Below are 21,551 nucleotides of genomic sequence, written 5' to 3'. Positions count from 1 at the left end.
CGTTGAGTTTCAACCGCAGAGGTCACTGAGAAATGAATTCAGAACTCTGTGCCTCTCGGTGAACTCTGTGGTAGTTCTTCCCCTCTCGCTTCATGTCTCCCGCCTGCTTCATTCTCTCCGCAGATCCCATCCCCACCGCCCCCACCGAGTTCCAGCCCGGCGAAGGTGCCGAGGCCCAGTTTCTCGGCGTCGTACGCGGCATGGAGGACGGCAGAACCATCTCCGGCATCGACTACAGCGCCTATCTGCCCATGGCGGAAAAGACATTGCAGGATCTCACCACACGCGGCCAGCGCGAGCACGGCCCGCACCGCGTCTTCATCCAGCACCGCCTCGGCTTCGTGACCGCCGAGCAGCCCAGCATCCTCATCCGCGTGCGCACCAAGCACAGCGCGGAGTCCTTTGACCTGTGCCGGTGGTATTTGAAGGAGATCAAAACCAGCGTGCCCATCTGGAAGCGCGCGGTTTTTGTGGAGTGAGCGCCCTACTTTTCGCGCCCCGCAAAGACGCGTGCCTTCACCTCTTCCCACGCGGCAAGAGCCTCTGGACTGGCCTCATGGTCTGCGAGACGCCGATCCAGCAGTTGCAAGACCGCCGCCTCGTCCATCACCTCAGCGTCCTCGGCATCGGCGGCGTTCCAAAGCTCCTCCGCCAGCCGCCGCTTGTCCCGGGAACTGAGCTGCTGGACCACGGGCAACGTTTCCAAAATCATGGTTCCAGCTTATCCCCCCGCGCACCTTCTGCCAACGTGCAAAATGATCCTTTCCCTCGTTGCCCGAACTCATATCCCTTTCAAATTCCCCTCCCCATGCCCACGCCCCCCTTTCACTACCAGGAACTCCTCGAACTCGGCACCGATGACACCGAATACCGTCTGCTGACGAAGGAACACGTCTCCGTGCAGAAATTTGGCGAGAAGGAAGTCCTCGTCGTCGATCCCGAGGCCCTGACCCTGCTGGCCAACCAGGCTTTTCATGACATCAATTTCTTCCTGCGTCCGAAACATCTGAAGCAGGTGGCCGCCATCCTCGACGACCCCGAGGCCAGCGAGAACGACCGCATGGTCGCCCTCACGATGCTCAAAAATGCCGACGTGGCCTCCGCTGGGCTCCTCCCCTTCTGCCAGGACACCGGCACCGCCATCATCATGGGCAAAAAAGGCCAGCAGGTCTGGACCGGCGGTGGCGATGAGGCCTCCCTCTCCAAGGGCGTCTATCTCGCCTACACGGAGAACAACCTGCGCTACTCCCAGAACGCCGCGCTGAACATGTTCGACGAAAAGAACACCGGCACCAATCTCCCCGCGCAGATCGATCTCTACGCCACCGACGGCGACGCGTACAAATTCCTTTTCATCGCCAAAGGCGGCGGCTCGGCCAACAAAGCCTACCTGTATCAGGAGACCCGCGCGGTGCTGAATCCGAAGAGCATCGTCAAGTTCCTCAGCGACAAGATGATGTCTCTCGGCACCGCCGCCTGCCCTCCCTACCACCTGACCTTCGTGATCGGCGGCACCTCCGCTGAATCGACGATGAAGCACGTCAAACTGGCCTCCACCAAATACTACGACAACCTCCCCACCACCGGCAACGAACACGGCCGCGCCTTCCGCGATGTCGAACTCGAAGCCCAGATGCTCCAGGCCGCGCGCGAGTGCGGCATCGGCGCACAGTTTGGCGGCAAATACTTCGCGTTGGATGTGCGCATCATCCGCCTGCCGCGCCACGGCGCCTCTCTGCCCATCGGCATCGGTGTTTCCTGCTCCGCCGATCGTCAGGCCAAAGGCAAGATCACCAAGGATGGCGTCTTCATCGAGAAGCTCGAAACCAATCCCCTGCCCTACATCCCCGAAGAGCTGCGCCACCGCAAAGATACGAACGCGGTGCGCATCGACACCAATCGTCCGATGGCTGAGATCCGCGCCGAGCTGAGCAAGTATCCCACGACGACACGTCTCCTCATCAATGGCCCCATCATCGTCGCCCGCGACATCGCCCATGCGAAGCTCAAGGAGCTCATCGATTCCGGCAAGCCCCTGCCCGACTACTTCAAAAACCATCCCGTGTACTACGCCGGCCCGGCCAAGACCCCCGCCGGCATGCCCAGCGGCAGCTTCGGCCCCACCACCGCCGGCCGCATGGACAGCTACGTCGATCTCTTTCAGAGCCACGGCGGCAGCATGATCATGATCGCCAAAGGCAATCGCGGCCAGCAGGTCACCGAAGCCTGCAAAAAACACGGCGGCTTCTACCTCGGCAGCATCGGCGGCCCAGCCGCCATCCTCGCCAAGGAAAACATCAAGAAGGTCGAAGTCGTCGAGTTCGCCGAGCTCGGCATGGAAGCCATCTGGAAGATCGAAGTCGAAGACTTCCCCGCCTTCATCCTCGTCGATGACAAGGGCAACGACTTCTTCCAGACCGTCGGCCCGGGCTGTTCGGTGAAGCATTGAGCGAGACACCTTTATCAGTCTTGTTGCCCAGGCAGGACTCCCCAAAGCGGATGTTTGTAGAGCAATGGCTTACCCTGTCTATAGCTCGGTGGAATAAAGTGCCTTTGAAGAATTTTTAGTTTGCGATTTTGATCGTTTTCACCAGAACGCATGCATATCTGCCAATTTTTATTCAAGTCAGCAGTAGTGATCCATGTCATCACCGCATCGACTCCTTTATGATCATCAAGAACTTTTGTCCCTAAATTGGTCAGTTCATTTTGAGCGTTAATGAATGTGGTAAAGCACATGACATTCACATCCTGAGATGATGTTGATGGAAATTTTCTATCGATTCCCCTCATGGCTTTGCCCACAAAATCATCTGTTTCTCGATGCCCTCGAAACAAGAATGGCTCCAAACTTGTGGTGAGATTCTTCACTTCCAAGTTAATTCGATTCCTTGGTTCCTTTTGACCATCCTCAGCACACTCCAAGCTCCAGTCGACTGTCTTTTCACACACCGGATCTAGTTTTCGTTCTCGAATTGTTTTTTCTGGCTTCGGACAATTCCAAAGTCCCAGCCAGAATAACTCGTTTACCGTATTTAGGTGTCGTTGAGCTAAAAGCGTTCGTAGTTCTTCGTCCTTCCTCCATAAATGAGGCAACTGTCTTCTGGCATTTCTAAAAATGTCACAAAGCCAACGAAGGTCCTCACGATCCAAGCCTGTGCCCTCTGTATTTTTAATACTCAGCAGTTTAGTTTTATCCTCGCTGGGGTCTGCATTGTCGACGTCGTTGCGCGTCTCGCCGAATCGATATTGGCATATTGGAACTGTACAATTAATGCCACTTACTTGCTGGCTAATCTCCAAAAGAGGTAACAATTCAAACTGCTCCAATTTTATCCAATCTAGATCTTCCTTCAGCTGCTGTGCATACTGAGGCAAGTCATGAACATGCAAGTGACCATTTTTGATATAGCCGTCATACCCATGTTGAAGCGCAGCAAGCAACTCTTCCTCTGAAACCATGATCATGAGTTCCCCTTTCTTCATGGCATTGCAAGAGCCGAGCCTCCTGCTCGCCTGAAATTCAGAGTTTAAATCCCCTCCCAGCAGCGTTTTCATCATCCATGCACACATCCCCCATCCGCGTCACCATCTGGAACGAATTTGTCCACGAGCGGCAGAATCCCACCGTGGCAGCCATTTACCCCAACGGCATTCACGGCGCGCTGGCGGAGGCGCTCTCGAAACATGGCGACCTCGTCGTCCACACCGCCACGCTCGATGAACCAGAGCAAGGCCTGCCCCCGGTCGTGCTGGATCAGACCGACGTGCTGCTGTGGTGGGGCCATGCGGCGCATGATCAGGTCAGCGATGAGCTCGTCTCCCGCGTTCAGGAGCGTGTGCTCGCCGGCATGGGGCTGATCGTTTTACACTCCGGCCATTTTTCCAAGGTCTTCAAGCGCCTCATGGGCACCAGCTGCGCCCTCTGCTGGCGCGAGGCGGGCGAACGCGAACGCGTGTGGAAAGTCAATCCCGGCCACCCCATCGCCGCCGGCATTGGCGACTGCATCGAAATCGAGCAGTCGGAGATGTACGGCGAGCCCTTCGGCATCCCCACACCGGACGAGCTGATCTTCGTCTCTTGGTTCCAAGGCGGCGAGGTGATGCGCAGCGGCGCCACATGGACTCGCGGCAGCGGCCGCATCTTCTACTTCAGCCCCGGCCACGAAGTGTATCCCATTTACCACCTGCCGGATGTGCAGCGAGTCATCGCCAACGGCATCCGTTGGGCACGCCCTCAGGGCGAAGCCGCCAACACCCCGCGCCATGTGCCGGTAGAGCAGGCGCGCGAAAAGATCGAAGTGCGCGGCGGCACCGTGCATGTGGAGGATGGGAAGCTGGCGGGGCATTAGCACCCCGGAGCGCGGAATTTATTCCGCAGCAGGTCGCCTGCGCTCATCGGGTGCTTGTTCAGGCAGTGGCTTCGCAAACACGCTGATCCTCGGCGCGTATGAGCGGCACGTAAAAGCGGAGCTCGAGCTGCAGCGACCTGCTGCGTCATCAATTCCGCGCTCCACAGATGCTTCGCCGCTACGCTCACTACTGCACAGCAATGTTCGCCCGCCCTCCACGCAGCACGTACTTCTGAATCTTACCCGTCGCCGTCTTGGGCAGTTCGGGGATGAACTCAAAACCATGCGGCACCTTGAAATGCGCCAGCTGCTCCCGGCAGAAAAGGCGCAGCTCCTCGGGCGTGCTGGTGGCACCGGGTTTGAGCACGATGAATGCCTGCGGCGTCTCACCCCATTTTTCATGCGGCAGCCCCACAACAGCAGATTCCTGCACGGCAGGATGCCGCAGCAGCACGCCCTCCACCTCGACAGAAGAAATGTTTTCGCCGCCGCTGATGATGATGTCCTTCCAGCGATCGCGGATTTCGATGTAGCCGTCCGGATGCACCACGGCGGCGTCCCCGCTGTAAAACCAGCCGCCCCGGATGGCCTTGGCGGTGGCGGCAGGGTCATTATAATACCCCTTCATCACCGCATTGCCACGAATGATGATCTCCCCCATCGCAGCACCGTCGTGGGCGACCTCGTGGCCGTCGTCGTCCACCACGCGGACCTCGGCATTCGCGAGATATTCCACCCCCTGCCGGGCTTTGATGACCGCTCGTTCCCGCAGGCTGAGCAGCGCATGCTCAGGGCGCGATTCGCTGATGGTGACGATGGGAGAAACCTCCGTGAGGCCATACACATGGGTAATGTCCCAGCCAAGCTCGCCTTCCATGCGCTCGATGGTGGCGGCAGCAGGCGGCGCGCCGGCGGTGATGATGCGAACGCCGCGCGGGGCGTTTTGGCGTAGCTCTTCCGGCGCATTGGCCATCCCAATGAGCACCGTCGGCGCGGCACATAGCAGCGTGACTCCTTCCCGCCTAATCGCTTCAAAGATAAGCCGGGGGTCCGCCTTCGGGAGGCAGACATGGCGGCCGCCCACGGCGGTGACGGTCCAGACGAAAGTCCACCCATTCGCATGAAACATGGGCAGCACCCACAGGTAGCGATCCGCACTGGTGATATGGGTGTGCATCAGGTGGCCCATGATGTTGAAGGCCGTGTTGCGATGCGAAACCATGACACCTTTCGGATTCGCCGTGGTCCCGCTGGTATAATTCAGCGCGATCATCTCCGTCTCGGAGATTTCGGCGGCGGTGAACTCAGGGGGGGAAGCTGCCAGCACGGCCTCATAATCGGTCCAGCCGGACTTGCTGCCGGTAAGCGCCACGAAATGCTCCACCCCGGGCACCTGCTCACGAATAGAATCCACCGCATCGAGGTAATCCGCATGCACACAGACAACGCGGGCGCCGCTGTGGTTCAGGATGTAGGCGAAGTCGGCTGCCGTGAGGCGGAAATTGATCGGTACAATCACCGCCCCAATCTGCGGCACAGCGTAGAAGGCCTCCAAATGAGAGTGCGTATTCGGCGCGATGGTGGCCACGCGTTCTCCGGGCTTCACCCCGAGCTTTTGCAATGCAGACGACCAGCGGTCGCAGCGCTCAAAGAATTCGCGATAGGTAAACCGCTTTTCTCCATCGACCACGGCTTCACGATTTGCATAAAGCCGACGGGCACGGCGGGCGAAGTCGAGGGGCGAGAGCGGGGTTTCCATGCAATTTGGCCGATCATAGGAACACATGCCCCGCAGTGGCGAGCGAAAAACATGCGCAGTCTTTTCCGCCAGCGCGATGATTCTTGCCACGACTTTGCGGCGATGGTGGCTTAAAGTCGAAGACCCATGACTGACATTGACCCCGAAACACTCGCCGTCCGCATCCGCCAGTCACTTGGCTGCAGCAAGGACTTGGCCGCAGACTACGTGAAGGGCATCAGCAATCCCCCCGAGATCATCCACGGCAAAATCGTCGTGCGTGATCCCGAAGGGCGCATTGTAGCTCGTGTCCCGGAAAGCGTGCTGGCTTAAGCCGGGCGGGATTCGATCCGGGCGACCATTTCGCGCACGTGCCAGGCTTTGTAAGCCCGTGGCCTCAAGATGGCGAGGCTTCTGATGAACGAGCCCCACCTGAGGACGCGAATGGTCACGTGGCGCGTGCCCCAGTTGTGCATCATGCCGAAGGTCGGCTTGTAAAGATCGATGGTTTTCGTGCCCACAAGAGCGGAACCGTAGTCATCGACGACATAGATCGAGGGATCTCCCTGAATCTGGAACACCGTGCCCACCGGATAAATGGACCAGTCAGCAGCAGCGCTGCGGATTTGACCATGCTTGAGCGGGGTACCGGCTGCGGTGCGGGCACCGTATTCGATATGGTCGCTTTCGTCGTGAGTGTAGGCGGTTGTCTTGACGCCTGCAATGACCTGGCCTGGAGTGCCAGCTGGGGTTGTGGTTGAGCTTTTAACTTCTTCCGCAGCAGCGGAGACGCACATAGCAGCGAGGCACAGGAGGATGGATCGGTTCAATCTTTGGGTGGGTTGTTGGGTCGCGCTCTTCCGGATGGGGGGCCCGGGTCGAGGGGCGCGCAGGGTGACGAGTTCGACACCCCTGTCAACGCGCTGGTTTGTAGCCGGGACAGCCTCAAAACCTAGCTTAAGCCGCCCCCAAGGCCTGATTTAGCGCCACAACGTCACTTTAACCGGAAAACTGCCCCGTAAGCCTCCGCCCCACCGGGCGACGCCATGGTCTGACCGCCGAATGTCGCAGGTGCGACACAAGCCCCCGAAATAATTAGCCTGCCGGAGGGGTGCCAGGCCATGCAGTAGGCATTGTCTCCCTTGATTCCGCCGCTTTGGACCAGCCATTCGAGGCCGCCTTTCGCATCAAAAGCAGCCGTGAAGATGTCCGTGGAACCTTGGGTTTTGAGCGTCTGTCCGGCGAAGGTGGCGGTGTCGGAAAACTCGCCTGTCACGAAGCAGCGCCCGGTGTTGTCCGTGGCGACGCCAAGGCAGTAGTCGGTGGCAGGACCTTGGAGGACGTGGCTCCAGACGAGTTTGCCCTCGGGGCTGTAGTGGGCAAACACGCCATCGTTGTCTTTGTCGCCGGTGGTATGCACGGGACCGCCATTGAGCACGCCTTTGAACATGCCTGCACACCAGGTGCGCCCTTTGGCATCGACGGTGATTTCATGGAAGCCTGTGCTTGGTACGCCCGGGAGGGCGGCTGCCCAGACGCCTTCGCCTGCGGAGGTGAGTTTCAGCACGATGCCGGACGGGGATTTGGCGTCCAAGGTTACGGCATCCATTGTTCCCATTCCGCCGCCGCCTCCTCCTATATAGATAGAGTCATTGGCATCGACGCCGAGGCCGTGGCCGCTGCCGGAGAATTTGCCACCGGTTGCCTTCACCCACTTCAGTTTGCCATCTGAGTCATATTTGGCGCAGAAGATGGGGCGGGTGGTGCTGCCGGCATTGACGGTGACATCGCCAAACTTGGCTTCGCCTACAATGGCACCGGTGATGACGATGTCGCCCTTGGAATCGACCACGATGCCGTGGCCATAATCGTAGCCTTTTCCGCCGGCGGTTTTGAGCCAAATCAAGGCACCGCTTGTGTCGTATTTCGCAATGAAGATGTCATAATCACCCGAATTCGGGAGGGTCTGGCCGTTGGCCTGGGCATCGGTGCTTTGATAGTGGCCGGTGACGTAGGCATTGCCCGCCGGATCCGTCGCCACGCCGTAACCGCGGTCCACCAGGCTGCCGCCGAGACTGCGGACCCAGAGGAATTTTCCTTCCGGGGAGAGTTTGGTGAGGAAAAAGTCCGTGCTGCCGAGTCCGGTGCGCTTTTGGTCGCCGAAGGTGCCGTCGTCGGTGGTTTCACCGGCCATGAAGACGTTGCCTTCGCGGTCAAAGGTGACGGCGCGGGTTTTGTCGCTTTTGGCTCCGCCGCCGGCGGCGACCCATTCGAAGGTGGGGGTGGCGGCGTGGAGGGAGGTGGCGAGAAGGAGGAGGCAGAGAGAGCGCATATTACTGGATGGGGGAGAAATCTGTGGCCTTCATGTAGATGCTTTTCACGCCTTCGGCCTGAGGCTGGATGGTGAGCGGGCCGCCGTTGGCTTCCTCGCTGGCGGCTTTGGCTTTGATCCAGTCAGGATCGGCGCGGAAGGTGGTGAAGGAGGCGAGTCCGGCTTCCTTGCTATCATGGGCGAGAATGTAGATGAGCTTGTTGGTGGCACCTTTGTCGGGATCTGTCGGGGTCCAGTAGGCGAGGTTGGTCATGCCATGCTTGGTGAAGAGCTTCATGGTGTGATCGCGGAAGCGGGCGAGCAAGGCGGGGAGCTTGCCTTCAGGGGTGGTGTAGGTGCGCATTTCAAACACGCGGGGCTTGCTGCCTTTGGCAATGGTGAGCGGCGGTGAAAAGTCCGTCGGTTTCATGAAGATGGACTCGGGTGCTTTGGCGAGGATTTTGCCATTCACCTCGCTGGCTTTTGCAGCAGCTTTCCATTCGGGGTCAGCGCCGAAGGCTTTGAAGCTTTCCTTGGCGGCTTCGCGGCTTTTGTGTTCAAGGACGTAGATGAGGGTGGTTTCCGAGCCGTTTTCTTTGTCCACGGGCACCCAGTAGCCGACATTGCCCATGCCGTGCTTTTCAAAGAGCTTGCAGGTATGGTCGCGGAAGCGGGAGAGGAGGGCGTCGAGCTTGCCTTCGTTGCAGGTGTAGATGCGGAGTTCGTACACCGGGGAGGCATCGGTGTCTGCGGCGTGGAGCAGCGGCGCGAAGAGACTGGTGAGAGCGAGGGCGAGGAAGGTGAGGCGCTTCATGGGAGGAGAGAGGAACGCTTGGAGAAGCACGAATTTAACAACGCAAGAGATGAGAAGACCGCAGAGATGACTTCTGAAATTGTTTTCCATGCAGGCCAGTCATGCCTGGGAATTTGCGGTGTGCGATCTCGGATTGAGCCTGCCGGAGGGAAGCGTTTCGTTGGCCTAGGAATGGCAGATGAAGTTCCGCAACGAGAACATCCCGATCGCGGCCATCTATCTCTTCAATGAAGCGGACAGCTACGGGCGGCATCCCATCGTTCTAAGTCCGGAGCAGCGGCGCGCGGGGGCTGTGCGCATTCCGGCGGGGCTGCTGAAGAAACCGGGGAAGTTGCAGGTGTGGATGATTGGGCAGCACCGGCTAGGGAGGCTGAAGGTGAGGAAGGATGTGCGGGTTGGGGTGGGTCCTAAGTTGGCGACGATTCTGGAGGGGAATGTCTGCCGAAGCACCGCCGCCAAGGTGGAAACTGCCTCCGCCTTTCCGCACACCCATGATTCAGTTCAGTCTTAACTAACTGGCCACAGCAGCTTGCCCAGATGGGTGAGGGTGCCAGAGATGTTACCGGTGAAGTCCTTCACATACTTCGAGGCTTCTAGCAGCCCATCAGAGGAGACAGAGTACCATTTGCGGTTCGGTTTCTCACTGGTCGCGGCCTTGACCAATAACTCCAGGTTCCCGGCGGTCTCTTCCTTCTGGTCTTCTGGCAGGCGGGAGATGAGGGTCTGGACGTCTTTCTCCAGTTCTTCCAGCAGCGTCTTAAGCTCACCCTGTTGCTGCTGCTGGATTATGTTGGTGCAGTTTGTCAGTGACTGACCGATCTGGGAGTTCGTCACGTTGCCGAGAATGTTGATGTCATTGCTCATGGGTTTGGTTCCTTGAATGTAGTCTCCGCTGACATGGATTATGGTTGTTGCGGGTGTCTTGCCGGACTCGCGTGTTGCCTGGGTTTTCCGCTCGGCCTTTCGCTGGGCGGGCTCAGTCACGTTGTTCAGCACGGTAGTGATTTCAATGCCTTCGAGCTTGCCGTTGACCTTTACCATGTCTCCGGGAGTTCCGCGTTCTTCCAGCAGCAGCAGCCTCTCGTATTCCAGATAGACTTCAGGATGTTTAGGCACCGGCACCCATTCTTCGATACCGAGGTTTCGGCTGAAGGATTGGTGAATGTCCCGCAGTGTGCCTCGGATCAAAGTCAGGAAATGCAGACGCTCTAGTTTGGTGCCGCCACGCACGTAGATGTCCACCCGTGCGTCTTCTGGATCACTACGCACCAAGCCTTCACAGGCACCATCCTTGAATTTGGCCCCGGTGCGCCAGAGGCAATGTCGGGCAATGTAGCTGTGTAGCCGCACCATGAGCCTCCCGATGATGCTGGTGGGCAGTACGCGGTATTGATAACGGAAAGCCACTGCACCGGTCCAGTCTCCCGTATGAACCTCGTCTTTGTGTAGCAGGTCAGGCAGAAACCACCGGTCCTCCTCACCATCAAAGGCAAAACAGATTTCAAACCGACGCATCATGGCGATGATGAAGTCTTTTTTTGTGCCTGGGTAGCGCTCGCCCGGAAGTGCGGCGAGCGATGCCCCCATGCTGCCCCGGTCCATCTGGCCTCCTGCGCGAATCAGATCGGCATCGTTCAACAGTTTGTAGATGGCTCCTGTCACCCAGCCCGGGTCCAGCACATTGAGTTCCTCCACATGCGCGGGTGCGGCGTGGCTGGCCCCTTCTTGTTCAAAGATGGCGTGCTCGCTGAAGTGCAACACGCTGCCCAGTTGGTGCATGAGGCTTAGGAAAACCTCCCGGTCTTGCAGCTTGGTAATGCCGCGTTGATTGGCTAGTTGATGATACTCCGCCAGTGTCAGGTAGGGTCGGCCATCGGTCTCCAGTTCGTCCTTGAGATCTAGCCAGCGGGTAAGGATGGGCTTGTCCACTTCCGCCACATGCCGCTCCACTGCCTGGGCGATGAGATGCTGCAGTTCCTCCAACCCCTGTCGGCGGTCCGTGCCTTCAAAATGGTAACAGCACACCTCCCTGGCAAAGGCGGTGATTTGCGGGTAGTCCCGTTGCAGGGCCGTCCAGTTGAGCTGCATCACCTGTTGGTCGGCCTTGTTGCACACCACGATCACCGGCGAGTTCCCGCCATAGGACGCAATCAAACGCAGCCAGTAGTCTATGCGGGTCTGCCTCTCATTCTGCCGGCTGTCCAGCACCAGTACATACACGCTCCGGTGTGTCAGGAAAAACTGATGCGTGGCATGCATGATGTCCTGCCCACCAAAGTCCCACACATTCAAGCGCACCTGCCCCAGCCGTCCGCACTGCATCATGACCCGGTGTCTCTCGATGCCATGTGTTTTGTCCTGCTTGGGGTTGTGGCTTTCTCCGCGAAGCTGGCGGATCAGTGAGGTTTTGCCCACCTCACTTTCTCCCACCACCAGGACCTTCACCTCATTGAGCGGCCGCTTGGCACCTGCCTTTTGCGCAAAGTAGTAGGCCAAGATTTCTGCGGGTTTAGCGGGCGGGTTGCTTGGGCTCGACTTGGCCCAAATCGGACCCAGCACTTCCAGCGGCAACCCCAGCGCTTCGTTCCCATGCAAAGTCAGCTCCTGCAGCAGGGCGAGCTTTTTCAAGCCCTCTGGCAATTCGCGGAGCGAGTTGCCTTCCAAAATTAGGGCTTTCAAACTTGAAAATTTCTGGATTTCTTGTGGCAGCGCGCTGAGCTGGTTACTCCTTAAATCAAGCCAAGTGAGAGCGGTGAGCTGGCCGATCTCGGACGGCAGTGCGCTGAGTTGGTTGTCAGAGAGATTAAGCGCGGTGAGAGCGGTGAGCTGGCCGATCTCGGACGGCAGTGCTCTGAGCTGGTTGTCGGAGAGAAAAAGCTTGGTGAGAGCGATGAGCTGGCCGATCTCGGACGGCAGTGCTCTGAGCTGGTTGTCGGAGAGATTAAGCTCGGTGAGAGCGGTGAGCTGGCCGATCTCGGGGGGAAGCACGCTCAGTTGGTTGCCGAAGAAATAAAGCGTGGCGAGAACGGTGAGCTGGCCGATCTCGGACGGCAGTGCTCTGAGCTGGTTGTCGGAGAGATTAAGCTCGGTGAGAGCGGTGAGCTGGCCGATCTCGGGGGGAAGCGCGATGAGCTGGTTGGCTTGGAGATAGAGCGCGGTGAGAGCGGTGAGCTGGCCGATCTCGGGCGGCAACGCATTGAGGTGATTGTCGGAGAGATCAAGCGAGGTGAGAGCAGTGAGCGGGCCGATCTCGCGCGGTAGCGCGTTCAGTTGGTTGCTGAAGAGATAAAGCGTGGTGAGAACGGTGAGTTGGCCGATTTCGGGCGGCAGCGTGCTAAGCTGATTGTTGTAAAGATAAAGCTCAGTGAGAGCAGTGAGCTGGCCGATCTCGGGCGGCAGCGAGCTCAGCTGGTTGTTGTAGAGACTAAGCGCGGTGAGAGCGATGAGCTGGCCGATCTCGGGCGGCAACGCATTGAGGTGGTTGAATTGGAGATCAAGCGTGGTGAGAGCGGTGAGCTGGCCGATCTCGGACGGCAACGAGCTCAGCTGGTTGCCGGAGAGAACAAGCGTAGTGAGAGCGGTGAGCTGGCCGACCTCGGGCGGCAGAGTGGTCAGGCTCAAGTCGCCCAAATCTAACCGGGTGCCATTTTTTCCTTGCAGAAGACAAGCTTGAATCCGCTTCAGCGCTACATCATAGGCCTGCTGTTCTTCGAGAGTCATCTTGGGCGACGGCATAACGGAACCTGACTGGGGTAGGCTGAATGTCGAGGCGAATGCAGCCGCCGTCAGGGTGGAAACCGCCTGCGCCTTGCGTTCATGCCGGGCATGAATGGCACTTAGTTAAGGATGTTTATCGTGGTTTGCAGGTCTGTTGTGCAGAGGCGTGCAGTGCAGCGAACAGTGGAGCACTGGGTCTTTTCGAAAGGACAAAAAGGACGGAAGAGACTTAAAGGACTGCGGATTAGATGCCAAATAAGTATGGCACTCGGTAAAGGGGTGTCGTTCATTCTCACTGGACGTACGACGTCGGAGGCCGAAGTACATTGCTGACCCCGCGAAAGCGGTAGCTGCGATGCAGGCTTGCGCCTTGCATCTTCGCGACCGCACTTCAAATGCCGACGCGTTCGCGTGAGCGGTGGGCCGGACGCGAATGAGGGGCTGCTTTGGCTGTCGGCACTCTCTGTTTTCGCCGAGAGCGAGCCCTTTTGAGAGAAAATGGGGGATCATCAAGGACGACGAACCTCGGCATCGCCTTGGCGACGGAGAGCCTGAAAGTCACTGAGATTCAATGTATAGATCATTTCGACCCCGGCTTTTCTGGCTGCCACAAGGTGTGCGTAGTCGTACACAGCACCGCCACGCACCCCATGCTGTCTTGCCTGCTGCAGCGCTTCCAAGAGTTCATCAGCATTCAATTCAATGATCTGAACCCGTGGTCTGACGGTCTGGCTCAGAAGTTGCGCGGCAAAATCAGCGCTTATTCTACTGCCGAGCTTGCCGCCAGTGAGTGTGGTGAAGGTTTCCATCAGCGCATGGGAATAGATGGCTCCCTGGCCTTGCAATAACAAGGCCAGACACTCTGCATGCCAGTCTTCATCACTTGAGAGAGCTGCGACGAGCACTGAGCTGTCCAACAAGACGCTCATCTCTTTGCGGCACGGGAGGCGAGTTCATCACGTTCCGCCCGCACAGCGGCGGCGGCATCCATTTTGATGCCAAGCTTAGGAATCACCAGAACGCCATTTTCATAGACTCCTGAGGTCACCTCGGGCAAATCATCCTTCACGATCTCCATACGGCCTTCGGTAATTTCTGCCCGAACGCGTACACCAGGCTCTGCGCCGAAGACGCGCCAGAGGGACTCAGGGAGATTGACCTGCCCAGTTTCATCAATGGTTAGCATCGTGGTCATGGGGTGATTTTGCCACGGAATGGCTGGAACGGCAAGGGTTGCGTGGGTTCGGCGAGGTTTAGGGTATGCAGCGGATGGGGCGGGATTGGGTCTCTTCGGAAGGACAAAAAAGACAGAAGGGACTGAAAGGACGCGGTATTGAATGTTTTGTGGGAATGAGGGGCGACAAGGGGGCTGTGCTTGTTCCTTTTGTGGGCGGGAGAGGGTGGTGAGGTTGAAGCGTGTTTTTGACCCGGCGAAAGCGGTAGCTGCGATGCAGGCTTGCGCCTTGCATCTTCGCGACCGCATTGATGCGCTCACCCTTCGGGCAGCCTATGGCTGTCTATCTTCGCTGCGCTTCGGTTCCAAATGCCGACGTGCTCGCGTGGGCGCTGGGCCAATGGGAACCGCTTTATTGTAGCTTACCCTGCGGCGGCGAGGATGCCGGCGGCTTTGTGGAGGGTTTCTTCGTATTCGTGCTGGGGGATGGAGTCGGCGACGATGCCGGAGCCGACGTGGAAGGTGATTTGATTGTCTTTTTGGACGGCGGTGCGGATGGCGATGTTCCACTGGCTGCGGCCGTCGAAGCCGAACCAGCCGATGGCGCCGGTGTAGAGGCCGCGGGGGTGGGGCTCGAGCTCGGTGATGATTTCGGTGGCGCGTTTTTTGGGGGCGCCGGTGATGCTGCCGCCGGGGAAGCAGGCGCGGAAGGCATCGACGTGGTCGATGTGGGGGCGGAGGGTGCCGGTGACGGTGGAGACGAGGTGGAAGACCTGGGCGAAGCTTTCGACACGCCAGAGCTCGGGGACGGAGACGCTGCCGAATTCGCAGACCTGGCCGAGGTCGTTGCGTTCGAGGTCGGTGATCATGAGGAGTTCGGCGCGTTCTTTGGGGGAGGCGGTGAGTTCGTGAGCGGCGGCGGTGTCGCGTGCGGGATCGTGGGCGAAGCGGGGGCGGGTGCCTTTGATGGGGCGGGTGGCGATGCGGGAGCCCTGCATGCGGAGGAAGAGCTCGGGGGAGGCGGAGAGGACGGTGGTGCCGGCGAGCTGCATGAAGGCGGCGTGCGGGGCAGGGGACACCTTTCGGAGTTTTAAATAGAGGGCGAGGGCATCGGCATCCTGCGGCCAGGGGGCGTGCCAGGGGTAGGAGAGATTGACCTGGTAGATGTCTCCGGCGGTGATGTAGCGCTGGGCGCGCTCAACCATACGAATGAAGTCGGCGCTGGTGATGGCGGGCTGGAAATGCAGGGTGGGAGAGGAGACGAGGGGGAGTGCGGCGCTTTGGAGCTTAAAGTCGCCAAATTCGTACCACTTCGCGGTGTCATGGTGATAGACGAGTCCGTGGGGGTAGATGCCGAAGGTGAAGTGGCCGTCGTAGCCGACCCAGCCGTACAGACCGCCGGCGGAGGAGCGGGGGATGCGGAGGGCGGTGCGGACTTTTTCCCAGTCGCGGTCGATGTGGCCGCGCAACACGGCGACTGGCTCGGCGGTGAGAATGGAGATGGCACCAGGTGCCTCCAGAGACGAATCCATCCACACCAAGCCCTCACGATGGCACAGTTGTGCCGCGATTTCGGCGGGAGTGAAGGAAAATGCACACGGCCGGTAGTGCGGTGACGTTTCAATGGCATGAGAAAACAGCGGCAGGGAGTGACCTTCCGGCATTTTGAACGAAGAACCCTGAAACATTGACACTAGGAGGCCCAAATCGTACCATGAGCGTCTTTTTCAGCAACTTGTGACTCCTCCATCTACCATTCTGTCTTCCGAGCGTGATCGTTCTACTGCGGTTGCGGTGGGGACACTATGCGTGCTGGCGGTGGTGCAGATGAGCCTGGCGTTCAAACTGCTGACAGCCCCCGCTTCTTCTGCGGCGGGACCGAGCCCGGTGGCAGCCGCGCCGACTGTGCCGGCACCTGTACCTAGCATGGTGCCAGAGATCGGCCAGATCGCCCTGCAACCCAGTGCCCCTGGCGCTCCACCGCTGCCGGGGTCTTTGATGCCTGCACCGATCCCTGCGGCCCCGGTTTCGAATGCTCCGCCACCGATTGGCTCATTCGACAAAATCGGAGCTGCCCCCATGCCCGCGCCTTCGTACACTCTCCAGGCTCCACCAGCTGGCGTGACGCCGGCTGTTTCCGCAGCACCTGCTCCTGCCATACCCGGCACTTCTCAGACTTCCGCACCTCCGCCAGCGTCTGGGACACAGGCTGCAGGGTTCAAGACGACTGCACCGCCGGGACCCAACACCAAACCCGATGCCGCCACGGCACTCCTGCGTGATGTGAACTACGTCCTCACAACGGCCAAGGAACTCCGGGGCCTGAGTGACATGCAGGGAACTTTGGAACTGCTGCGCAAGGCGGATGAAGTGACGCCTGATCATCCGGCGATCATTGCCGAGATGGCGCAGACGTACGAACAGATGGGGATCACGGCCAAGGCCATGGACGCGTGGCGGCGCATTCAGCTTCTGGGAGCCACGAAAACGGGCAGTTATTTTGAGCTGGCCTCACGACGGCTGGGCGCGGGTTCGGCAGCGGTGTCGGCCCCTGCGCTGTCGGCGGCCTCCGGCGCGGACGGCGAAAAGTTTCTGCGCCTCGGCGCCTGTCAGGCGATCCGTGATTTCCAGGTCCCCTCAGGCGAGCGCTACGTGCTGCATGTTCCCATCTCCCGGGCGGGCAATCGTCCGATCAATGCGCAGGAACTGAATCTTGAGGTGTTCTTTTTTGACCGGGTGAACAATGAAAAGGTGGCGCAGACCATCGCTCCAGAACCGGTTGAGTCGTGGCAGTCCGCCCCGGTGGACTGGAACGGGACCGGCGAGGAGCTGCTGGATGTTGTTTACCACCTGCCTGCGCTTTCCGCCGCCGAAATCCAGCAGCATGGACGCCGTTCGTACTACGGGTACATGCTCCGGCTCTACTACAACAACAAACTCCAGGATGTGGCTGCCGAGCCCCGCGATCTCCTGGAGTTCGGATCCACACCCGGCGCTGCTCCCGGGGGTGTGAATCCGCTGCTCCCGCCGATGGGAAAATGATCGCCACTGACATGCCCGCATGACTCTTTTGTTTGTCGATTCCAATGCCGCGCTGCGCGGCATACGAACCACCTGGCTCAGGGACAACCTCCCTGGGTACACGGTGGTCGATTTTCCCAGTCCGTCTCTGGCCGCCGCCTGGGTGGCGAAAGCGGACTCGCTGGACATCCTGGTGACGGAGGCGATTTTTCAAACCCAGGAAACCGGTTTTGCGCTGCGCGACACGGTGCGCGCCCGCTTTCCGCAAACACGGGTGCTTTTCACGACCCGCTACGACCTGACCGGGTTTGAAGACCAGATCGCCGATGGCCTGGTGCTCAAAGATGCCCCGTACACGCCGGAGAAACTGCTGGATCGGGTGAGGGCGCTGCTGACGCTGCCGGTGGAGTCCAACGAACCGCCGCCCGTCATGGTGCCTGGCACCGTGCTGGGGAACTACCAGGTGCTGGAGCGGCTGTACATTGAGAGGGAGTCTGAAACCTACCGGGCGCTGCAGATCACGGTGCAAAGGCCGGTGGCTCTGGTGCTGCTGAAGCCGGAGTTTCTGAAGCAGCCGGACGTGGTGGCGAAGTTCAGGGAACGCGAGCGGGTGAAGGCCTCGCTGATGCATCCGCGCATCGCCCCGCTGTATGAGGCGGGTGAGACGAACGGCTGGTTGTTTTACACGCGTGAACTGCCCCGCGGACGCAGCTTGTCCGAGATCGAACTGACGGATGAGATGCTGACCGAGCGCCGCCTTGCGGAGGTTTTGTTCGGGGTGGCGGAGGCCATGCAGTTTGCCACGGAGCGTGGCTACCATCATCGCAGCATCTCGCCGCGAGACATCTACATTGATGCGGACCACCAGGCGAGCATCGTGAATTTCTTCCGCCCGGCCGTGGCCAAAAAGCGCGATCCGCAGGCGGATGTGAAGGCATTTCTGGACCTGATGCGCCCCATCGCCGCGGAAGGCAAGTCCCGCGGGCTGCTGCAATCGCTGGCCGATGCCAACCACGACTGGAACGGGCTGCTGAACGCGCTGGATGATGTGCGTGACGACATGCGTGAGCGCAGCATCGTGCGCAAGATCGAGGCGGAGACGCTGCCGGTGAACGTCAACGGCAACAAACCCTGGTGGGTCTGGGTGATGATCGTCTTCATTCTGGCCGTCGTCGCAGGCCTCGGGGCCTTGATGAACGGCAGCCATGCGCCGCAGGCGTCCAATGCTACAGCGGTGCCCATCGAGATGGTGCAGATCCCCGCCGGCACTTTCATTTATCAAAAGAATGAGAAGATCAAACTGCCGGAATTTTGGATCAGCAAGCATGAGGTGACGATCGGCCAGTATGCGGACTTTCTGAAGGCACTGAAAAAAGCGCCGACGGGAGCCTATGATCATTCCCTGCAACCGAAGACCAAACCCAACCACGAGCCTGCGAAGTGGGGCCAGTATTATGCCGCCGCCAAAGCGGGCACCACGTTCAACGGTGAGAGCATCACGCTCAACACACCGGTATCCCAGGTGGACTGGTGGGATGCGTATGCCTTTGCCAAATGGAACGGGCAGCGCCTGCCGACCGAGCAGGAGTGGGAAAAAGCCGCCCGTGGGGAGCACGGCCTGATCTACCCGTGGGGCAACAAGCCCAACAGCAAAGCCGCCAATCTGGGCGATGATTACGATGCTTCGCCCAAAGGCAAAGGGGGCAAGATCGACGGGTACAATCTCTGGGCGCCGATCACACGCGTCACGCAGGATGTCAGCCCTTACGGTGTGTGTGACATGGCGGGGAACGTGAGCGAATGGACTGCGGGTGAAACGCAGGCGGGCGAATGGCCTTCGCACCCGGATTACATCGACATCAAGGTGCCCGTGGTGCGTGGCGGACACTTTGGCCTGAAGAGCAACGACCAGCTGCTCACCGACAGACGCTTTCCTGAGTCTGCGAACGAGGCTACACTCGCGCGCGGCTTCCGCACCGCCAGCAGCAGCACCACCCCTCCAGCCAAACCCAAGTCTTGAAGCTTATGAACCGCATCCTCCTAGTCTTGATCCTCTGCCTGTGCTGCGGCCAGGCCCGTGCCCAATATGTCACGAATCTGACGCTGCTGAAAAATCAGTTTCTCACAGGCGAGCCGGTGGTGGCGGTGGTGAGTGTCACCAATCGTTCCGGCGCGGATGTGATCGTGGGCGGCCATGGCGCGCCTGACTGGCTGCAGTTTGAGATCATCCAATCCACCGGACAGCGGCTGTCACCTGTGGGCATTGGTTCCGAGGAGCCCATCACCCTGCCGGCAGGCGCCACAACCAAGCATACGGTCGAAATTTCCGGCGGCTATTCCACGTCCAGCCTCGGCACGTTCACCATTCTGGCGAACGTGCTGCATCCGCTTTCCGGGCAGTACTTCATGTCCAACAAACTGCGCATGACCATCACGGACTCCAAGCCGAACATGTTTGACCAGCCGTTTGGGGTGCCGCAGGGCTTCGATGGTGCCGGGCGTCAGCGCCGCTACCAAGTCATCCTGTTTCGTGAGCTTGATGATTTGCAGCTTTACTGCCGCATCACGGATGACCGCAGCGGGGCCTACATCGCCACGTTTCTGCTGGGGCCTGCGATGATGGCGGTGCAGCCGCAGATCAGCATCGACGTGCACAACAAGCTGCATGTTTTGTTTCTGGCGATGCCGCATGTTTTCTGCCACGTGGTGGTGAACCCGGATGGCAAGGTGTACCAGCGCACGTACTACAAAGATCCGGAAGGCAACCGGCCTTCCCTGGTCATGACCCAAGGCGGAGCGCAGGTGGTCGGCGGGGTGTCGTTTGACCCCGGTGCGCCTGCTCCGAAAAAGAAAGCCCTGCGCAAAGCCTCCGAACGTCCCTCACCCGAAAAAGGCGAGGTGCCGAAAGCGAAGAAATAACGCTAGGACCCGAGGTGGTGCGGGCGTTATGCATGGCCCATGCCTTTTCGTTTTTCCCTCTGCCTCGTACTCTCACTCGCGCTGAGCAGCCTCCATGCCGCAGATCCCAAACCGGCGGCGAAGGCCGGTGCCAACGGCCCGAAGTGGAAAAAGCTCACGCCGCAGACGCCGGCCGGATTCACGCTGAAGACGATCGAGGTCGCGAAGTATCCGGAGCACAGCGTGGAGCTGTATGTTTATGTGCCTGATGCGGCGGGAACCTGGCCCTGCATCCTGGACATCCATGGCGGTGGCTGGAAGGCGCGCCAGGTGGAGGCTGACAAGCCGATGATGGAACGCCTGGCGCAGCGTGGATTCGTGACCGCGCTGGTGAGCTACCGGCTTTCCACCGAAGCGAAATACCCGGCGGCGCTGCACGACTGCAAAGCGGCGCTGCGCTGCCTGCGCGCGCATGCGCAGGAGCTCAAAATTGACCCTGAACGCATCGGCTGCATGGGCGGCTCTGCAGGCGGGCATCTCTCCGGGCTGACGGCGATGACGACGGGACTGCCCGAGTTTGAAGGCGAGGGGCCGTTCAAGGAGCAATCCAGCGGTGTCAAAGCGTGCATTGTGATGGCGGCCACGCAGAACCTCGTGGACTCCAACTATTTTCAAAAGAACGAGAGCGCGATCCTGTTCTTTGGTGGCAATGCGCTGGAGAAACCGGAGGTTTACAAAGAAGCCTCGCCCATCAACCACGTGCGCGCCGGGGTGCCGCCGACGATCTACATCGAGGGTGAAAAGGACACGCTCAAGGTGGGCCGTGCGGAGATGATGGAGAAGCTGAAGGGGCTGGGGATTGAGACGGCGGTGCACACGCTGAAAGATGCGCCGCATCCGTTTTGGATGAGCGATCCGTGGTGCGCGGAGACGGTGGACATCGCGGCGGCATTCTTCAAAAAGCACCTGGGGGAGCCGGTGGTGAAGTGAGGGGGCATGAGGGGCGTGGGGCGACACGCTGGCTCATGAGCTTTGAGAGCGGTGGGAACCTTCGGTTTTGCCGCAAAGGGGCGGAGAGGCAGAGGGAGCAGAGCTATTGATGCTACATCGGCTTCAAAGGCCGCTTCGGCGAAGTGTAGATCGTCGCGCCTGCATGCTCGGAAATGAGCTTTGTAAATCGGTATCAACCGCAGAGGATGAGGGTGGATTGATCCCCATAGTGCTGTCGCGCGGCATCTCTGCCGGCGCTCCGCCGCCGCAGGGTGGTTTCCCATCTTACGGCCATCGCGCTGCAGAGGCTGTGGAGACGGCGAACCTTTTTGGATTGCCTGCGGGTGCTGCAGACCCAAAAAGAGGGACGCGCGCAACGCGTCCCTACCAGCCCTGAGGCAGCGCAATGCTGACGGAGGCTTCAGGACGAGGGTGGTGAGGCGTGTGGGCTCTTCGAAAAACGGGACCGTCTGAGGCGTGCGGCAGACACTGGGGGGTGAGAACGCGCTCGAAGTCGGACGGTTTGGCGGGGAGAG

General features: G+C 59.6%; 19 protein-coding genes. 9 read left to right on the top strand and 10 right to left on the bottom strand.

All coding sequences use genetic code 11. The annotated features are described in order from the left end of the window. The first annotated feature begins 92 nt into the window (after positions 1 to 92). Complete coding sequence (locus tag ACILSL_RS19630; protein WP_395733758.1) at positions 93 to 479, top strand: molybdenum cofactor biosynthesis protein MoaE; 387 nt, start codon at positions 93 to 95, stop codon at positions 477 to 479. A 5-nt stretch (positions 480 to 484) separates the two neighbouring features. Here the strand turns inward: ACILSL_RS19630 and ACILSL_RS19625 are convergent, their stop codons facing one another. Continuing rightward, positions 485 to 712 (bottom strand): hypothetical protein, encoded by a 228-nt coding sequence (locus ACILSL_RS19625; RefSeq protein ID WP_395733757.1) that lies wholly within the window; start codon positions 710 to 712, stop codon positions 485 to 487. A 96-nt stretch (positions 713 to 808) separates the two neighbouring features. Here ACILSL_RS19625 and ACILSL_RS19620 point away from each other — a divergent pair, with 96 nt between their 5' ends. Then, positions 809 to 2,449, top strand: coding sequence for a fumarate hydratase (locus tag ACILSL_RS19620; protein ID WP_395733756.1), 1,641 nt, complete (start codon positions 809 to 811; stop codon positions 2,447 to 2,449). Between the two features lie 14 nt (positions 2,450 to 2,463). Here the strand turns inward: ACILSL_RS19620 and ACILSL_RS19615 are convergent, their stop codons facing one another. Then, positions 2,464 to 3,561 carry a hypothetical protein gene (locus tag ACILSL_RS19615; RefSeq protein ID WP_395733755.1) on the bottom strand — a complete coding sequence of 366 codons (1,098 nt, stop codon included), beginning with the start codon at positions 3,559 to 3,561 and terminating at the stop codon, positions 2,464 to 2,466. A gap of 2 nt (positions 3,562 to 3,563) precedes the next feature. Between ACILSL_RS19615 and ACILSL_RS19610 the strand changes: the two genes are divergently transcribed. Beyond that, on the top strand, positions 3,564 to 4,352 hold the full coding sequence (locus ACILSL_RS19610; RefSeq protein WP_395733754.1) for a ThuA domain-containing protein: 789 nt from the start codon (positions 3,564 to 3,566) through the stop codon (positions 4,350 to 4,352). 187 nt (positions 4,353 to 4,539) lie between these two features. Here ACILSL_RS19610 and ACILSL_RS19605 read toward each other — a convergent pair whose 3' ends face one another. Further along, positions 4,540 to 6,111 carry a long-chain-fatty-acid--CoA ligase gene (locus ACILSL_RS19605; protein ID WP_395733753.1) on the bottom strand — a complete coding sequence of 524 codons (1,572 nt, stop codon included), beginning with the start codon at positions 6,109 to 6,111 and terminating at the stop codon, positions 4,540 to 4,542. Between the two features lie 126 nt (positions 6,112 to 6,237). On the opposite strand from ACILSL_RS19605, the gene ACILSL_RS19600 reads away from it, so the two are divergent. Next, positions 6,238 to 6,423: a hypothetical protein gene (locus ACILSL_RS19600; protein WP_300198149.1), complete on the top strand. Its 186-nt coding sequence runs from the start codon at positions 6,238 to 6,240 to the stop codon at positions 6,421 to 6,423. Here the strand turns inward: ACILSL_RS19600 and ACILSL_RS19595 are convergent. From ACILSL_RS19595 to ACILSL_RS19585, 3 genes are all read right to left on the bottom strand, one after another. Next, complete coding sequence (locus ACILSL_RS19595; RefSeq protein WP_395733752.1) at positions 6,420 to 6,920, bottom strand: 3D domain-containing protein; 501 nt, start codon at positions 6,918 to 6,920, stop codon at positions 6,420 to 6,422. The genes ACILSL_RS19600 and ACILSL_RS19595 overlap by 4 nt on opposite strands. 164 nt (positions 6,921 to 7,084) lie before the next feature. Beyond that, on the bottom strand, positions 7,085 to 8,422 hold the full coding sequence (locus tag ACILSL_RS19590; protein ID WP_395733751.1) for an SBBP repeat-containing protein: 1,338 nt from the start codon (positions 8,420 to 8,422) through the stop codon (positions 7,085 to 7,087). A 1-nt stretch (position 8,423) separates the two neighbouring features. Beyond that, complete coding sequence (locus tag ACILSL_RS19585; RefSeq protein WP_395733750.1) at positions 8,424 to 9,215, bottom strand: NIPSNAP family protein; 792 nt, start codon at positions 9,213 to 9,215, stop codon at positions 8,424 to 8,426. Positions 9,216 to 9,393: 178 nt separating this feature from the next. Between ACILSL_RS19585 and ACILSL_RS19580 the strand changes: the two genes are divergently transcribed. Then, positions 9,394 to 9,726 (top strand): hypothetical protein, encoded by a 333-nt coding sequence (locus tag ACILSL_RS19580; RefSeq protein WP_395733749.1) that lies wholly within the window; start codon positions 9,394 to 9,396, stop codon positions 9,724 to 9,726. On the opposite strand, the gene ACILSL_RS19575 is transcribed toward ACILSL_RS19580, so the two are convergent. From ACILSL_RS19575 to pabB, 4 genes are all read right to left on the bottom strand, one after another. Then, positions 9,723 to 12,875 (bottom strand): COR domain-containing protein, encoded by a 3,153-nt coding sequence (locus ACILSL_RS19575; protein ID WP_395733765.1) that lies wholly within the window; start codon positions 12,873 to 12,875, stop codon positions 9,723 to 9,725. The two genes, ACILSL_RS19580 and ACILSL_RS19575, sit on opposite strands and share 4 nt — an antisense overlap. 566 nt (positions 12,876 to 13,441) lie before the next feature. Further along, the gene (locus ACILSL_RS19570) at positions 13,442 to 13,861 is read right to left on the bottom strand and encodes a PIN domain-containing protein (RefSeq protein WP_395733748.1); all 420 of its coding nucleotides are present in this window, start codon (positions 13,859 to 13,861) and stop codon (positions 13,442 to 13,444) included. Beyond that, the gene (locus ACILSL_RS19565) at positions 13,858 to 14,127 is read right to left on the bottom strand and encodes a hypothetical protein (RefSeq protein WP_395733747.1); all 270 of its coding nucleotides are present in this window, start codon (positions 14,125 to 14,127) and stop codon (positions 13,858 to 13,860) included. The genes ACILSL_RS19570 and ACILSL_RS19565 overlap by 4 nt, the downstream gene beginning before the upstream one ends. Positions 14,128 to 14,528: 401 nt before the next feature. Beyond that, positions 14,529 to 15,638 carry an aminodeoxychorismate synthase component I gene (pabB, locus tag ACILSL_RS19560; protein ID WP_395733746.1) on the bottom strand — a complete coding sequence of 370 codons (1,110 nt, stop codon included), beginning with the start codon at positions 15,636 to 15,638 and terminating at the stop codon, positions 14,529 to 14,531. Between the two features lie 205 nt (positions 15,639 to 15,843). Between pabB and ACILSL_RS19555 the strand changes: the two genes are divergently transcribed. The 4 genes from ACILSL_RS19555 to ACILSL_RS19540 are packed head-to-tail and all read left to right on the top strand — an operon-like array spanning position 15,844 to position 21,015. Next, positions 15,844 to 17,148: a hypothetical protein gene (locus ACILSL_RS19555; RefSeq protein ID WP_395733745.1), complete on the top strand. Its 1,305-nt coding sequence runs from the start codon at positions 15,844 to 15,846 to the stop codon at positions 17,146 to 17,148. 19 nt (positions 17,149 to 17,167) lie between these two features. After that, complete coding sequence (locus ACILSL_RS19550) at positions 17,168 to 19,147, top strand: SUMF1/EgtB/PvdO family nonheme iron enzyme (protein ID WP_395733744.1); 1,980 nt, start codon at positions 17,168 to 17,170, stop codon at positions 19,145 to 19,147. A gap of 5 nt (positions 19,148 to 19,152) precedes the next feature. After that, positions 19,153 to 20,046: a hypothetical protein gene (locus ACILSL_RS19545; RefSeq protein WP_395733743.1), complete on the top strand. Its 894-nt coding sequence runs from the start codon at positions 19,153 to 19,155 to the stop codon at positions 20,044 to 20,046. Positions 20,047 to 20,085: 39 nt separating this feature from the next. After that, positions 20,086 to 21,015, top strand: coding sequence for an alpha/beta hydrolase fold domain-containing protein (locus tag ACILSL_RS19540; protein WP_395733742.1), 930 nt, complete (start codon positions 20,086 to 20,088; stop codon positions 21,013 to 21,015). Positions 21,016 to 21,551 lie beyond the last annotated feature (536 nt).

The sequence above is a fragment of the Prosthecobacter sp. genome (genome assembly GCF_044222345.1).
GTDB lineage: Bacteria > Verrucomicrobiota > Verrucomicrobiia > Verrucomicrobiales > Verrucomicrobiaceae > Prosthecobacter.
This window is presented reverse-complemented; position numbering and strand designations above follow the sequence as displayed.